A 15,264-nucleotide genomic window follows, 5' to 3' on the forward strand; every position below is an offset into this window, starting at 1 on the left:
GGACCGCCGCCCTTTCGGCGTGCCTAGCTGAACGAGTCTCCGCAGGCGCAGGAGCCCGTCGCGTTCGGGTTGTCGATCGTGAAGCCCTGCTTCTCGATGGTGTCCACGAAGTCGATCGAGGCGCCGCCCAGGTACGGAGCGCTCATGCGGTCCGTGACGACCTTCACACCGTCGAAGTCCTTCACGACGTCACCGTCGAGGGTGCGCTCGTCGAAGAAGAGCTGGTACCGCAGGCCGGAGCAGCCGCCGGGCTGAACGGCGACGCGCAGCGCCAAGTCGTCCCGGCCCTCCTGGTCCAGCAGGGCCTTGACCTTGGCCGCGGCGGCGTCGGACAGGAGGATGCCGTCGCTCACGGTGGTGGTCTCGTCCGATACGGACATCTGCTTCTCTCCCGGGTTGTACGGAGACTGCTTGCCGACGTTGGCAACCGGCCGGGCCCCCGATTCATTCCGGGCCGGCCCTGGTCTTTCCTCTTCATGCTCGCATACGCGCTCCGGTATGGGCAGCGACCTGTTGATCGGGAATTGCGTCACATCGACGCTATCGCCATCGTCAAAGTGACGTGAAGCGGTTATGATAGATAGCGTCAAATAGACGAAAAGATCCCGGCGGCGCAGCCTCGGTCCCTGAACCGGACTCGACATCGCCGGGCTGACCGCAGAGAAGAAAGGGTGCGTGCCGTGACCACCGCCCACACCGCCCTCACCGAACCGAGCGCAGGAAGGGACTCCTCCCTGGACGTCCAGCCGACACCGCTCGCCCTGCTGCTGCTCGGCCGTGAGGCCGACCCCAGGAGCGAGCGGGGCGTCGAGTGCCCCGGGGACCTCCCGTCCCCTTCCGACCCGGACCTGGTGGCGCGGGCCCGTGCGGCGAAGGAGAAGCTCGGGGACAAGGTCTTCGTGCTCGGTCACCACTACCAGCGCGACGAGGTCATCCAGTTCGCGGATGTCACCGGCGACTCCTTCAAGCTCGCCCGTGAAGCGGCGGCGCGCCCCGAGGCGGAGTACATCGTCTTCTGCGGTGTGCACTTCATGGCGGAGTCCGCGGACATCCTGACCACCGACGACCAGAAGGTCGTGCTTCCGGACCTCGCGGCAGGCTGCTCGATGGCGGACATGGCCACGGCCGAACAGGTCGCCGAGTGCTGGGACGTACTCGCCGAAGCGGGCATCACCGATGTGACCGTACCGGTCTCGTACATGAACTCCTCCGCCGACATCAAGGCCTTCACGGGCAAGCACGGCGGCACCATCTGCACCTCGTCCAACGCCAAGCGCGCGCTCGACTGGGCTTTCGAGCAGGGCGAGAAGGTGCTCTTCCTGCCCGACCAGCACCTCGGACGGAACACCGCGGTGCGCGACATGGGGATGACCCTCGACGACTGCGTCGTCTACAACCCGCACAAGCCGAACGGCGGGCTGACGGCCGAGCAGTTGCGCACCGCGAAGATGATCCTGTGGCGCGGCCACTGCTCGGTGCACGGCCGCTTCTCGCTGGACTCCGTGAACGACGTCCGCGAGCGCATCCCGGGCGTGAACGTGCTGGTCCACCCCGAGTGCAAGCACGAGGTCGTCGCGGCGGCGGACTACGTGGGCTCCACGGAGTACATCATCAAGGCCCTGGAGGCGGCCCCGGCCGGCTCCAGGTGGGCGATCGGTACCGAGCTGAACCTGGTGCGGCGACTGGCGAACCGTTTCGCCAGCGAGGACAAGGAGATCGTCTTCCTCGACAAGACGGTGTGCTTCTGCTCCACGATGAACCGCATCGACCTGCCGCACCTGGTGTGGGCGTTGGAGTCCCTCGCGGAAGGGAACCTGGTGAACCGCATCCAGGTCGACCCCGAGACCGAGAGCTTCGCGAAGCTCGCCCTGGAGCGCATGCTGGCCCTGCCGTAACGGGGCGCTGCCCCCGCCGGTCCGCCGTCGCCCCGCACACGATGAAGAGCCGTGTGCGGGGCGACGGGCGTCACGGAGGACCGCGACCGAGCGCTTCGGTCGGCCCTGCAACGCCCGGTGCCGGCCACCGCGGGTGGCAGCTACGGCGAGTACGCGCTGCTCGACCACCCGGTGTCCAAGCCTGGGGCGCTGTCGTGGGAAACCGCCGCGTCCCTGGTCACGGTCAGCCCTGCCCCCTGTCCCCGTCCCGCGCCGCTCGGGCGCGGGACGGGGCCGGGGCGTGCGCTCCTGCCCCGGAAGCGCGGCGCCCCCGGTACCGAGAGATACCGGGGGCGCCGCGCTGTGAGGCACAGGCGGTGGTCAGACGCCCGCAGGGGCCGCAGACTCCGTGGGCTCGGGAGCCCCGGAGGCCTCGGAGCCACCGGACTTGAGGGACCTCTTCGCGCGGCGGCGCTCCTTGCGGAGCTCCACCATCGCGTACAGCGTCGGCACCAGCAGCAGCGTCAGCAGCGTGGAGGTCACCAGACCGCCGATCACGACCACCGCCAGCGGCTGCGCGATGAAGCCGCCCTCGCCGGTGACGCCCAGCGCCATCGGCAGCAGTGCGAAGATCGTCGCCAGGGCGGTCATCAGGATCGGGCGCAGACGGTGCCGCCCGCCCTCGATCACGGCCTCGATCACGCCCAAACCCTGGGCCCTGTACTGGTTGATCAGGTCGATCAGCACGATCGCGTTGGTCACCACGATGCCGATCAGCATCAGCATGCCGATCATCGCCGGAACGCCCATGGGCGTTCCGGTGGCCACCAGCAGACCGATCGCGCCGGTCGCCGCGAACGGGACGGACACCAGCAGGATCAGCGGCTGGACCAGCGACCTGAAGGTGGCGACCAGCAGCATGAAGACGATCGCGATCGCCGCCAGCATCGCCAGGCCCAGCTGGGCGTTGGCCTCGGACTGGTCCTCGGAGACACCGCCGATGGAGGCGGTCGCGCCTTCGGGCAGATCCAGGCCCTTGATCTTCGCGTCGAGCGCGTAGCTGACCGCGCCCGTGTTGTCGTCGGTCGGCTTCGCCGTGATCGTCGCCGCGCGGGCCCCGTCGATCCGGGTCATCGAGACCGGTCCCGGCACCAACTCGACCTCGGCGATGTCGCCGAGCTTCACCGGGCCGAGCGGCAGCTTCTTGAGCTCCGCCATGGTCGTGGCCGGCTTGACGGAGGTGACGACGACATCCCGCTCGCTGTCGTTCAGGACCGCCTTCGCCGCCGGGGTGCCGCGCACCGCCTGGGCCACGGCGAACCCGAGGGTGGTGTCGTTGAAGCCGGCCGCCGCCGCCTTCGCGGTGCCCTTGACCGAGATCCGCGGCACGGACTGCGACAGGTCGCTCTGCACATCGGTGACGTCGTCCAGCTTGGCGACCTCGGCACGGACCTGCTCGGACGCCTTGCGCAGCACCTGCGGGTCGGCGGCCTTCACCACGACCTTCAAATCCTGGTTGTTGAACCCGTCACCGGCCGCGATGGTCGTGTCGCCGATGCCGTCGAGCTTGTCCAGCTCCTCGTTGACGCGGTCGCGGACCTTCTCGTAGGCGGAGGAGTCCTTGAGCGTGACCTGGTACGAGGCCTGGTTGGCACCGGTGCCGCCGCCGAAGGCCGCCATGAAGCCGGACGAGCCCACGGTGACCTGGTAGTCCTTGACCTCGCTGATTCCGTCGAGGACCTTCTCGACCTTCCTGGCTGACGCGTCGGCCGCTTCCAGGCTGGTGTCGGGCTCCAGCTTCTGCTTGATCGACATGACCTCCTGCTCGCCCTGGTCGAAGAAGTTCGTCTTCAGAAGACCGGCCATGCCGAACGTGCCGAGCAGCACGGCGACGGCGAGCACCACGCTGGTGACGCGGCGGCGGGTCGCGAACCTCAGCACCGGGAGGTAGCCGCGCTGGAGCAGACTGCGGGCTTCCTTCTCCTCCGCCTTGCGGCGTGCCTCGTCCGGGTCGAGCCCGCGCACGGCCTTCGGGGCGCGCAGGAACCAGTACGACAGCACGGGGACGACCGTCAGGGACACCAGCAGCGAGGCGAGCAGCGCCGCGGTGACCGTCAGCGAGAACGAGCCGAAGAGCTCGCCGACCATGCCGCCTACGAGTCCGATCGGCAGGAAGACGGCGACGGTGGTCAGCGTGGACGAGGTGACGGCGCCGGAGACCTCGCGTACGGCGGTGATGATCGCCGCCTCACGGCTCTCGCCGTAGCCGAGGTGCCGCTTGATGTTCTCCAGGACCACGATCGAGTCGTCGACCACCCGTCCGACGGCGATCGTCAGCGCGCCCAGGGTGAGCACGTTCAGCGACAGGTCGCGGGTCCACAGCACGATCAGCGCGAGGACGACGGACAGCGGGATGGAGACCGCGGTGACGAGCGTGGAGCGCAGCGAGCCGAGGAAGACCAGGATGATCACGACCGCGAACAGCAGGCCGAGCGCGCCCTCGGTGGTCAGACCCGAGATCGACTTGGACACGGCCGGTCCCTGGTCCGAGACGACCGACAACTCGGCACCGGAGCCGAGGTCCTTGCGGAGCTCGGGCAGCTTGTCCTGGACCGCTTCGGAGATACGGACGGCGCTGCCGTCCTTGTCCATGGTGGCGAGTACGGCGAGGCTGGGTTTGCCGTTGGTACGGGTGATGGAGACGCGCTGCGACTCCTCCTGCTTCACCGTGGCGATGTCGCCCAGGCGTACCGGCTTGACGTCCTCGGCTCCGGCACCCGGGCCGGCCGCCGGCGCGATCCGCAGGTCCTCGATCTGCTTCAGCGAGGTGAAGCCGCCGCCCACCTGGATCGTGCGGCTGCTGCCCGCCTCGGAGAGCGAGCCGGCGGGCATCGTCCCGCCGCCGGCCTTGAGGGCCTCGGCGAGCGCCTGCGTGTTCAGTCCCGCCGCGGCCAGCTTCTTCTCGTCGGGGGTGACGGACACCTGGAGGTCCTGGACCCCGTCCACGGTGACCTGCCTGACGCCCTCGATGTCCGCGAGCACGGGGACGACGGTCCGGTCGAGCTGGTCGGCCAGTGCCTGCTGGTCCTTGTTCGAGCTGACGGCGAGCACCACGGTCGGTATGTCGTCGGTGGAGCCGGCGACCACCTCCGGGTCGACGCCCTCGGGGAGGACGGCGCGGGCGCGGTTGACGGCCTGCTGGACATCGGCGACGAGCTGCTTGGTGCCCTCGTCCCCGTAGTCGAACGTGGCCATGATCACGGCGTTGCCCTCGCTCGCCGTGGAGGTGACGCCCTTGATGCCGTCGACGGCCTTGATGTTGTTCTCAAGGGGTTCGACGACCTGCTTCTCGACCACATCGGGAGACGCGCCCTGATAGGGGGCGAGCACCGACACGATCGGGAGTTCGATCGAGGGGAACAGCTGCTGCTTGAGCTGGGGGATGGCGATCGCTCCGAAGATGATCGCGACGATCGACATCAGCCCTATCAGGGCCCTTTGCGCGAGGCTGAATCTTGACAGCCAGGACATGGGGTCTCTCTTCTGTGGCTCTACGGCTTGTGCGCCTTACGGGACGTGCGCATGCGGCGGGTGCGGGGGCCACCCGCCTATACGATCGGTCATCCGCGAGGGTGAATCCGTCGCCCCCAGGTCCAGATCCTTACGTCGCGCATACTCTGAACGGAGTACACGCGGGTAGTCGGTGTCTCAGTCCGTCCGGGGGCGAACCAGACCCGATTCATAGGCGAAGACCACCAATTGGGCCCTGTCCCGTGCTCCCAGCTTCGCCATGGCCCGGTTGACATGGGTCTTGACCGTGAGCGGGCTGACCTCCAGCCGCTCGGCGATCTCGTCGTTGGGGTGCCCTCCCCCGACCAGCACGAGTACCTCGCGTTCGCGGCCGGTCAGCGCCGCGAGCCGCTCCGCGTACTGCGCCGAGTCCTGGCCTCCGTCGTCCCAACCGCCGCCCTGGGCGAGGAACGTGGCGATGAGCCCTTTGGTCGCCGCAGGGGACAGCAGGGCCTCCCCCGCGGCGGCGATACGGATGGCGTTGAGCAGCTCGTCCGGCTCCGCACCCTTGCCGAGGAAGCCGGAGGCCCCGGCGCGCAGCGCCTGGACGACGTACTCGTCCACTTCGAAGGTCGTCAGCATGACCACCCGTACGGCGGCGAGCGCGGGATCGGCGCTGATGGTGCGGGTGGCCGCGAGCCCGTCCGTGCCGGGCATCCGGATGTCCATCAGGACGACGTCGGGGCTTCGCTTCCGGGCGACGTCCACGGCCTCGGCACCATCCGCCGCCTCGCCGACCACCTCCATGTCCGGCTCGGAGTCGACCAGCACCTTGAACGCGCTGCGCAGCAGCGCCTGGTCGTCGGCGAGCAGCACCCTGATCGTCATGCGTCCCCCTCCGCGTGGGCCTTGATCGGCAGTATCGCCTGCACGCGGAAGCCGCCGTTGAAGCGGGGCCCGGCGGTCAACGTACCGCCGAGCGCGGTGGCGCGCTCGCGCATACCGATGAGTCCATGGCCGCCACCCTCGGCGGCGCAGGACGCGGCACCCGTCCCGCTGTCGAGCACCGTGACCTCGACCGTCCGGCCCACCCACACGACGCTCACCTCGGCCCTGGCCGCCGCCCCCGCGTGCTTCTGCACATTGGTCAGGGCCTCCTGGATGATCCGGTACACGGCCAGGTCGACGGCCGCGGGCAGGGTGGCACCGTGATCGGTCCTGGCCAGCTCGACCGCCTGTCCGGCATGGCGGAACGACTCGAGGAGCTGATCGAGCGCGGCGAGTCCGGGTGCCGGCTCGGTGGGCGCCTCCGGGTCGCCCGACTGCCGCAGCAGACCGACCGTGGCGCGCAGCTCGTTCAGTGCGGACCGGCTGGCCTCCCGCACATGCCCGAGCGCCTCCTTGGCCTGGTCCGGGCGCCTGTCCATGACATGCGCGGCGACTCCGGCCTGCACATTGACCAGGGCGATGTGGTGCGCCACGACATCGTGCAGATCGCGGGCGATCCTCAGCCGCTCCTCCGCGACCCGCCGCCCCGCCTCCTCCTCCCTGGTCCGCTCGGCACGCTCCGCCCGCTCCCTCATGGCGTCGACGAAGGCCCGCCGGCTGCGTACGGCGTCACCGGCCGCGGCCGCCATCCCGGTCCACGCGAAGACCCCGATGTTCTCCTGGCTGTACCAGGGCGCGGAGCTGAACAGCATCGCGGTCGCAGTCAGCACCGTCATCGACAGCAGCCCGACCCGCCAGGTGGTGGGGCGGTCGGTACGGGACGCGACCGTGTACAGAGCCACCACCGCCGTCATCACCACGGGCGCCGGCGGATCTCCGGCGACGAACTCCACGGCGGACAGCGTGCCCGTGGCGGCCAGTACGGCCATCGGCCGGCGGCGCCGGTACACCAGCACGACCGCGGCGAGCAGCATCAGGACCAGCGCGTGCGGCTGCGGTGTACGGGCTCCGAAGGTGGGCCCGTGCGGCCCGTGCGGATCGGCGAACGACATCCCGATCATGCAGACGAGCACGCCGAACGCCAACGCGGCGTCGAACGCGAGTGGGTGCTCGCGCAGCCAGCCTCGGGCGCGGTCGAGCCTGCCGGCTCCGGTCGGTAGTGCCGTCACGTCAAGCAACGGTACGGGGTACCCCTCGGTGCCCGCCGCCCCCGTTCCGACATCGCCTGAGGTCAAAGAGGGCGGCGGCGCGCCGAGTGGCCAAGCTCACGGCTGACCGTTCGGTGGACCGAGGCGGAGCGGCCGGTGCCGTGGCAGAGTTCACCGGCTCAGGCGTTGGTGGCGCGCCCGGCCAGTCGCCGGCCGAGGCCCGTGCCGAGGCAGACCAGGAGGAGGAGGTACAGCCCGATCGCCTCGCTGCCGACGGCGGTGTGCAGCCAGACGGCGATCAGCGGGGAGACGGCACCTCCGGCGACGGCGGCCGTGTTGTAGGTCAGTGCCGATCCCGTGTAGCGAAGCCCCACAGGGAACGCGTGGATCATGATGATCCACGCGGGCACCGCGGCGAAGGCGGAGCAGGAGAGCGCCAGCGCGACGCCGATGGCGTAGGTGAAGGGGGGAGCGAGGTCGACCAGGGGGAACAGCGTCAGGGCGATGACGGCCTCGGCCGCGCCGAAGACCAGGAGCGCCCTGGTCACTCCCATCCTCATGCTGACCCAGACGCCGATGAGGACGCTGAGCACGTAGACCACACCGCTGCAGGTGTCCGCGATGAGCACCGTGGTGGGTTCCAGGTGCAGTTGCCGGCGGGCGTACGCGATCAGGTACGAGGCCGCGATGTAGTTGAACGCGAACGGCGTGGTGAACATGGCCACGCCCATGCCGATCTCGGCGAGGTGACCGCGCGTCACCGCGCGTAGAGGGGAGCGGAAGGGCTGGTCCGCGCGTACGAAGCGCGAGAAGTCCTTGGTCTCCTCGATCCTGCTGCGGATGAAAAGGCCGATGAGGATGAGGACAGCGCCGAACAGCAGCGAGATCCTCCAGCCCCAGGCGAGGAACGCCTCCTGGCTCATGGCCAGGGAGACGACGAGCAGGACCAGCGAGGCCACGACGAAGCCCAGCGTCCCTCCGAGCAGGGGCCACGCGACGACGGCAGGCCGCCTGCTCGGGGGTGTGTTCTCGACGACCAGGAGAATCGATCCCGCGTACTCACCTCCGAGGGAGAAGCCCTGCACGAGCCGGAGCAGCAGAAGCAGGACCGGTGCGATGATCCCGATCGCGGCGGCTCCGGGGAGGAAGGCGACGCCGAGCGTCCCGATGCCCATGAGGATCAGGGTCGCGATGAGGACCCGCCGGCGGCCGAGGCGGTCCCCGAACTGCCCGAAGAAGACCCCTCCGACCATGCGTGCGAGGAAGGCGGAGCTGAAGACGGCCAGTGAGGCGACGGATCCGGCAACCGGTCCCAGCGACGGGAAGAAGACCTTGCTGAACGCGAGGGCGGCGATGGAGCCGAACACGGCGAAGTCGTAGGACTCGACCGTGCTGCCAGCCATGCTCGACAGTTTGACCAGCCGGAACTGCCGGGTCGGGAGCCAGGGTGCGGCCTCGTCGCCGGAGGTTTTCGCCATGGTGTCCCGTTCCCGATTCCGCAGCGGGGCGGTGCGCGGCTCACACCGGGCCCGCTCGTCCACACGCGCTGGATGCGCTGCACGGTATTCGACGTCCTCGGGTTCGGGCGCGCGCGCTGCCCCGCCGAGGTTCGCACCAGGCCAACCCCTTCGGTGGAGGCGGGGCTCAGCGGGCGCGTACGCCCCCGACCTGGTAGGGATCACCGCTGATGGCGCGCGACCTGGCGCCGGAGGGTCCCACGGCGGGCTCTCCGGCGACGAACACCCGGTACATCGCGCGTTCCTGCCCCAGCTTCTCGTGGTCCGTGGGGGCGACGTGGATGGTGGCCCGGTTGTCCCACATGGCCACATCGCCCGCCGTCCAGCGGTGTCGGAACGTCAAGTCGCGGTGTGTGGCGTGTGTGAAGAGCAGGTCGAGGATCCGTCTGCTCTCCGCCGGCGTCAGCTCGTTGATGTGGCTGGTGAAGCTGGGGTTCACGAACAGGCAGCGCTTGCCGGTGTCCGGCAGGGCGCGAACGACGGGGTGGTGCGCGACCAGCCCGGCATCGACGCTGGTGCGGGTGAACGCGTCACTGATACCGAACGGCACATAGCCGACCAGGTAGCGGTGCTCCGCGGTCAACTCGTCGGCGAACTGGCGCAGCGGGGCCGACAGGCGCTCGTAGGCGGTCACCATGTCGGCCCAGATGGTGTCGCCTCCGTGCGACGGGACCTTTTCGGCGCGCAGCACGCAGAACACGGGAGGGTCGGCGGCGGCCGTGATGTCGCTGTGCCAGCCGGACAGGAAGTCCGGGTTCCGCCAGAGCGCGGCGTGCCGCTGCTCATCGGTCGTCTCCGGTCTCTCACCGTTCCCTGTGATCAGGGCGTGCACGTACGGGTGCCCCTCGACATGGGGAACCCATGGATGGGAGGGGGCGGGAGGGCCGAACTGCCCGGCGTACGCGATCTGCTGGTCGTGGGTGAGGTGCTGGTCGCGGAAGATGAGCACCCTGTGCTCTTCCAGAGCCCGCCGGACGACGGCGGTCAGACGCGGTGTGAGGGGAACGGCGAGGTCGATGTCCTCGATCTCGGCGCCGATGCAACCGGCGAGCGGGGTGATGCTGACGCTGCTGCCGTCTTCCGCGTCCACGGCGTCCTCCTTCTCCCCTGTGATTCTCACCCTTGAATGACTTTGATCCCTGTTGATCATGGGATACCGCATTCGACATACGGCAAAAAGTGTACCTTTTCTGATATGTCCATGAGGTGGCTCCGAGGGGCTCGACGCAGCCGGTGTCACCACGCGGGCGATCAGGACTCGGCATCATGTCGCGCGTCGGCTGCGGAACCGGGGCCTGTCCCCGCCGGCCGGGAGCCGGGGTGCAGGAGCGCGCAGCAGAAGGCCATGGCCGCCGCGAGAGCCATGGCCATGAAGACCCACTGGTGGGCTCTGACGATGTCGAGCCGGATGGTCTCCTGGATGGCGGGGGTGAGCTGGACGCCTCCCACGCTGCTCTGAAGCCGGTCGCCCTGGTCGTCGCTGACGAAGTGCACGAGCTGCCGCGCCGCCTCCCCCACCGCGCCGGGAGCCATACCCATATCCTTCAGCGTCGATGTGACCCGGGACTGGGCGACATCGGAGAACACACTGCCGAGCAGGGCCAGCCCGAGGGCACCGGAGAAGATGCGCGTGGTCTGGACGACGCCGCCGACCATTCCGCTTGCCTCCGGCCCCGCCCGCCCGTAGGCGTCCGTGGCCGCCGGCGGGACCACGAGCCCGACGCCCATGCCGGCCATGGCGATGAACGGCCACTGCGCGCTCACGGAGAGCTCCCTGAGCTGCAGGGCCCACAGGGCGAACCCCGCGGTCCCGAGTCCCGCCCCGATCAGCAGGGCCGGTTTCACCCCGACCCGGTCCTGCAACTGGCCGCCGAACTGCGCGCCGACGCTGTACGCGAGCTGGAAGAACAGGAGGTAGACGCCCGCTTGGACGGCCGTGTCCCGCAACGCCAGCTGGGCGTAGAAGGACGCGAAGAACAGCATGGGCATGTACGCGATGGTCGAGAAGAACAGGATGCTCATGTCCAACGCGAAGCAACGGTCGCGGAACAGGCGGATGTCGATGAGCGGGAACGGCGTTCGCTTCTCCCGGAGCACGAACAGCGCGAGGGCTCCCGGGCCGCTCACGATCAGGAGCAGCGTGACGGGGTCGGACCATCCCAGCAGCGCAGCCTGCTCCAGCGCGAGCACGCTGGTCGTCATCCCCGCGGCGAGCAGGGCGGCACCCTTCAGGTCCTGGGAGACCCCCCGCTGCCCGATGTCGTTCCTGCCACGCGCGATCGCGATCAGCGCCAGCGCGCCGACACCGATCGGCAGGTTGATCCAGAACACCCATCGCCAGCTGAGCGTGGTCAGCCAGCCGCCCAGGGGCAGCCCCAGCGCACTGAGCAACTGGGAGCAACCGAACAGTGTGGCCAGGGCGCGGCCGCGCTGATGGACGGGGAACTCCGCAACGACCAGAGCCATCGCGGCCGGGTACATCACTCCGCCGCCCGCACCCTGGGCCACGCGGCACGCCACCAGCCAGGGCGTGCCGGCTTCCTGGGGGGCGAAACCGCACAGCACGGACGCGATCACGAAGACGGCGAGGCCGGCGAGCAGTACGCGCCGGGGCCCGTACACATCGGCCAGCCGGCCGCCCAGGGCGAAGGTCGCGGCGCGGGCAAGGGTGTAGCTGTTGACGACCCAGCGGATGCCCGCCGATGACAGGTCGAGATCCGCGGCCATCGTCGGTGCCGCGATACTGACGACCATTCCGTCGATGATCGACAGCGACAGGGCCAGGAAAATGCCGACGAGCAGAACGCGGTCGACGCCGAGCCGCACGGCCGGCCCGGCACTTTCCGCGCCTTCGCTGTGATCGCTCATACCACGACATTCTTGAGCTCGCCCGCCTGCCCACTCCGCAGACACCCTTGGCACAGGCCCGGCACTCGCCCGAATGCGAGGCCCCCGGTCCCGCCCTCATACTCGAATCCGACGGTTCCGGTGGAAGCGGACGACCGATTTGACAGCCCTATGCGACGTTGCTTCCCTGGATCAAGGTCTCCCCTTGTATTTTCGCGATCCCGATCCACAGCTCCACGGGCCGTATACGGGAAGAGGCAGGATGAAGGCTTTGATCCTTTGCGGGGGGAGGGCGAGCCGGTTGCGTCCTCTTAGTTTCTCCATGCCCAAACAACTCGCTCCCGTGGCCAACAAGCCCGTCGTCTTCCACGGCTTGGAGACGATCAGAGGATTCGGTGTCACGGAAGTCGGCATCATTGTCGGCACCTGGGCGGACGCCATCGTCGACGCGGTGGGCGACGGATCGGAGCACGGCCTCCGCATCACCTATGTGAAGCAGGAGAAGCCCTTGGGCCTCGCGCACTGCGTGGTGGTGGCCAGGGAATTCCTGGGCGACGACGATTTCGTCATGTATCTCGGTGACAACGTCATCTTGGGAGATCTCAGTAAGGCCGCAGAGGAATTCGAGCGAAATCGCCCGGACGCCCAACTCGTCGTCGCCCGGGTGCCCAATCCTTCGTCACACGGGCTGGCTGAGGTCACCCCGGACGGAAAAGTGCTGTGTCTCCCCGAGAAACCCGCTGTTCCCACAACGGACCTGGCCGTCATGGGCGTCTTCTTCTTCACGTCAGCCATCCACAAAGCCGTACGCTCCATCCAGGCGAGCGAGCGCGGCGAACTGGAGATCACCCACGCCATCGAGTGGCTCATCGAGCACGGCGGCGGCGTGCGGGCGACGCGTTTCTCCGGGTACTGGAAGGACACCGGGACCGTCGAAGGGCTGTTGGACTGCAACATGGTCATGCTCGACACCCTGGAGCGCCGGATCATCGGCTCGGTCGACTCACTGAGCGACGCGACGGGACGGGTGGTCGTGGAACGGGGTGCCCGAATCAGGGGCTCGCAGATCGTGGGCCCTGCGGTGGTCGGGGCATCCAGCCTCGTGGAGGACTCCAGGATCGGCCCGTACGCCAGCCTGGGCGCCAACTGCGTGGTGACCGGCACGGACATCGAGCGGTCGATCGTCTTCGACGGTGGCCGCCTCAAGGACATCGGGCGGCTCCACGACTCGCTGATCGGCCCCTGCGCCGAGGTCCGCGCCGTACGCGATCAGCGGGCCGGACACCGGCTGATCGTGGGCGAGTGGACGACGATGGACATCGCCGAAGGACCGAACCGGACAACGGATGCGTGGCCGTGATGACCAGCGAACTCGCGAGTCCTGGAACCCGGTTGCGCCGGCTGCTGGCCGAGCCGCAACCGACCCCGCTCATGGGGGCCCACGACGGGCTGAGCGCACGCATCGCGGCGGAGGCCGGCTTCCCCGCACTGTGGGCGTCCGGACTGTGCATGTCCACCACGCTGGGCGTGCGCGACAGCGACGAGGCATCCTGGAGCGACCTGCTCGGCCTGGTGATGCGCGTCGTGGAGGCGGCGGATCTCCCCGTCCTGGTGGACGGTGACACCGGCTACGGCAACTTCAACACCGCCCGCACCTTCACCGCCCGCGCTGAACGCATCGGAGCAGCGGGCGTCTGCTTCGAGGACAAGGTGTTCCCCAAGATGAACTCCTTCTTCGGGGACAGCCACGCGCTCGTGCCCGTCGACGAGTTCAGCGGAATGATCAGAGCCTGCCGGGACATTCTGCGCGATCCGGAATTCGTGATCGTAGCCCGCACGGAAGCGTTCGTGGCGGATGCCGGCGCGGAGGAAGCCCTCAGGCGGACCGAGGCCTACCGGAAGGCGGGGGCGGACGCCGTCTTCATCCATTCCCGCAGCGAATCCGTGGACGAGATCGCGCAGTTCATGGAGATATGGCACGACCGGCTCCCGGTCGTCATCGCCCCCACCACCTTCTACCGGACGCCGCCCGAGGTGTTCGCGAACCTCGGCATCAGCGCGGTGATCTGGGCCAACCAGAGCCTGCGGTCCGCCGTGGCGGCGATGCGCCGAGCCTGCCGCGTGCTGCGAACGGAGGGACCTGTCGCCCTGGAGGAGGAGATCGCCCCCCTCGACGTCGTCTTCCGACTCATGGACTACAAGGGGCTCACCACGGACCAGGAGCGGTACCGCGCATGATCACCGCGGGGGCGCTTGTGGACGAACTGGCCGCCCGGAGCGTGGCCGAGGTGACGGGCGTACCCTGCTCCTTCCTGACACCGCTGATCAACAAGGTGGCGTCGGATCCCTCCGTGCGCTACCTGCCCGCCACCCAGGAGGGCGAGGCCGTGGCGATCGCCACCGGAGCATGGCTGGCAGGCGCGACGACGTGTGTCATAGCCCAGAACTCCGGGCTGGGCAACATGGTCAACCCTCTGACCTCGCTCAACCACCCCTGCCGGATCCCGGTGCCGCTGATCGTCACCTGGCGCGGTGAGCCGGGCAGACCGGACGAACCGCAGCACGAACTGCTCGGCGCGATCACCACCGACCTGCTGACGACGCTCGGTGTCAGCCACTCGCTCATCCCTCCCGGCCCCGAGGATCTCGGGGCCGTACTCGACCAGGGCTGGGACGCGATGCGCGGGCGGGAGCTTCCGCACGCGTTCGTCATGCGGAAGGGGACGATCGCGGCGGAGACGCTGAGCGAGCCGTGGCCGCAGCCGTCACCGGAGACGAAGGTGGTCCGCTTCGGGGATGCCGGGCGACGACGGCCACCACGCCGGATCGAGGCACTGGAGTGCCTGCTCCGTACCGTCGACGATCGGAGCGCCGTCATCTCGACCGCCGGGAAGTGCAGCCGGGAGCTGTTCACTCTCGCCGACCGGCCGCAGCACTTCTACCTGGTCGGCGCGATGGGCTCGGCATCGGCCGTGGGGTTGGGAGTCGCCCGCCACTCGGCCCGCCGGGTCGTCGTCGTCGACGGCGACGGCGCCGCCCTGATGCGCCTGGGCACACTGGCGGCCATCGGGGCGGAGCCGCCGCTGGCGTTGACGCATGTGCTGCTGGACAACCAGGTCCACGATTCCACCGGCGGCCAGCGCAGCCTCTCCGCGGGCACCGACTTCCCCGCGGTGGCGGCTGCCTGCGGCTACCCGAGCGTCTTCGACTGCACCGACCTGGCCGGTCTGCGGGAGGCGCTGCAGGAGGCGGCGGCCGCCCCCGGCCCCTGCTTCGTCCACGCGCGCATCCAGCCCGGTTCGCTGGAGCCGCTCGGGCGGCCGACCCTCCATCCATCCGATGTGGCCCGCAGGTTCCGGTCGTTCGTCGCCGGCGGCGACCGGGCGGAGGCGCCTCGTACGGGATGACACCGCAACCGGC

11 protein-coding genes are annotated in these 15,264 nt (G+C 69.2%); 4 read left to right on the forward strand and 7 right to left on the reverse strand.

All coding sequences use genetic code 11. From position 1 onward, the window contains the following. Positions 1–23 precede the first annotated feature (23 nt). Positions 24–380 (reverse strand): iron-sulfur cluster insertion protein ErpA, encoded by a 357-nt coding sequence (erpA, locus tag V1460_RS27090; protein WP_338676234.1) that lies wholly within the window; start codon positions 378–380, stop codon positions 24–26. Positions 381–671: 291 nt separating this feature from the next. Between erpA and nadA the strand changes: the two genes are divergently transcribed. After that, entirely contained in the window at positions 672–1,895 is a 1,224-nt protein-coding gene (gene nadA, locus V1460_RS27095; protein WP_407077534.1) for a quinolinate synthase NadA, read from the forward strand. 360 nt (positions 1,896–2,255) lie between these two features. Here nadA and V1460_RS27100 read toward each other — a convergent pair whose 3' ends face one another. From V1460_RS27100 to V1460_RS27125, 6 genes are all read right to left on the reverse strand, one after another. Further along, positions 2,256–5,405, reverse strand: a complete 3,150-nt coding sequence (locus V1460_RS27100; protein ID WP_338676236.1) for an efflux RND transporter permease subunit — start codon at positions 5,403–5,405, stop codon at positions 2,256–2,258. A gap of 177 nt (positions 5,406–5,582) precedes the next feature. Next, the gene (locus V1460_RS27105) at positions 5,583–6,272 is read right to left on the reverse strand and encodes a response regulator transcription factor (protein ID WP_338676237.1); all 690 of its coding nucleotides are present in this window, start codon (positions 6,270–6,272) and stop codon (positions 5,583–5,585) included. Then, on the reverse strand, positions 6,269–7,501 hold the full coding sequence (locus V1460_RS27110) for a sensor histidine kinase (RefSeq protein WP_407077535.1): 1,233 nt from the start codon (positions 7,499–7,501) through the stop codon (positions 6,269–6,271). The genes V1460_RS27105 and V1460_RS27110 overlap by 4 nt, the downstream gene beginning before the upstream one ends. Positions 7,502–7,659: 158 nt before the next feature. Beyond that, positions 7,660–8,958, reverse strand: coding sequence for an MFS transporter (locus V1460_RS27115; RefSeq protein ID WP_338676239.1), 1,299 nt, complete (start codon positions 8,956–8,958; stop codon positions 7,660–7,662). Positions 8,959–9,124: 166 nt separating this feature from the next. Continuing rightward, positions 9,125–10,087 (reverse strand): TauD/TfdA family dioxygenase, encoded by a 963-nt coding sequence (locus tag V1460_RS27120; protein ID WP_338676240.1) that lies wholly within the window; start codon positions 10,085–10,087, stop codon positions 9,125–9,127. A gap of 161 nt (positions 10,088–10,248) precedes the next feature. Then, a complete protein-coding gene (locus V1460_RS27125; RefSeq protein ID WP_338676241.1) occupies positions 10,249–11,865 on the reverse strand; it encodes an MFS transporter in 1,617 nt (538 codons plus the stop codon). Positions 11,866–12,106: 241 nt separating this feature from the next. Here V1460_RS27125 and V1460_RS27130 point away from each other — a divergent pair, with 241 nt between their 5' ends. From V1460_RS27130 to aepY, 3 genes are read left to right on the forward strand one after another with little or no spacing between them, the layout of a single operon-like run. After that, positions 12,107–13,204, forward strand: a complete 1,098-nt coding sequence (locus V1460_RS27130; protein ID WP_338676242.1) for a glucose-1-phosphate thymidylyltransferase — start codon at positions 12,107–12,109, stop codon at positions 13,202–13,204. Further along, entirely contained in the window at positions 13,204–14,082 is an 879-nt protein-coding gene (locus V1460_RS27135) for an isocitrate lyase/phosphoenolpyruvate mutase family protein (protein ID WP_338676243.1), read from the forward strand. Before V1460_RS27130 ends, V1460_RS27135 begins: the two co-directional genes overlap by 1 nt. Beyond that, positions 14,079–15,251 carry a phosphonopyruvate decarboxylase gene (aepY, locus tag V1460_RS27140; protein WP_338676244.1) on the forward strand — a complete coding sequence of 391 codons (1,173 nt, stop codon included), beginning with the start codon at positions 14,079–14,081 and terminating at the stop codon, positions 15,249–15,251. The genes V1460_RS27135 and aepY overlap by 4 nt, the downstream gene beginning before the upstream one ends. The last annotated feature ends 13 nt before the right edge of the window (positions 15,252–15,264 follow it).

Source organism: Streptomyces sp. SCSIO 30461 (assembly GCF_037023745.1).
Taxonomy (GTDB): domain Bacteria; phylum Actinomycetota; class Actinomycetes; order Streptomycetales; family Streptomycetaceae; genus Streptomyces.

What these genes read in the sequence shown, in the direction of transcription:
- aepY (WP_338676244.1), top strand. Translation starts at nt 14,079, where the DNA reads ATGATCACCGCGGGGGCGCTTGTGGACGAACTGGCCGCCCGGAGCGTG.
- V1460_RS27100 (WP_338676236.1), bottom strand. Translation starts at nt 5,405, where the DNA reads ATGTCCTGGCTGTCAAGATTCAGCCTCGCGCAAAGGGCCCTGATAGGG.
- V1460_RS27125 (WP_338676241.1), bottom strand. Translation starts at nt 11,865, where the DNA reads ATGAGCGATCACAGCGAAGGCGCGGAAAGTGCCGGGCCGGCCGTGCGG.
- erpA (WP_338676234.1), bottom strand. Translation starts at nt 380, where the DNA reads ATGTCCGTATCGGACGAGACCACCACCGTGAGCGACGGCATCCTCCTG.
- V1460_RS27135 (WP_338676243.1), top strand. Translation starts at nt 13,204, where the DNA reads ATGACCAGCGAACTCGCGAGTCCTGGAACCCGGTTGCGCCGGCTGCTG.
- V1460_RS27115 (WP_338676239.1), bottom strand. Translation starts at nt 8,958, where the DNA reads ATGGCGAAAACCTCCGGCGACGAGGCCGCACCCTGGCTCCCGACCCGG.
- V1460_RS27105 (WP_338676237.1), bottom strand. Translation starts at nt 6,272, where the DNA reads ATGACGATCAGGGTGCTGCTCGCCGACGACCAGGCGCTGCTGCGCAGC.
- V1460_RS27130 (WP_338676242.1), top strand. Translation starts at nt 12,107, where the DNA reads ATGAAGGCTTTGATCCTTTGCGGGGGGAGGGCGAGCCGGTTGCGTCCT.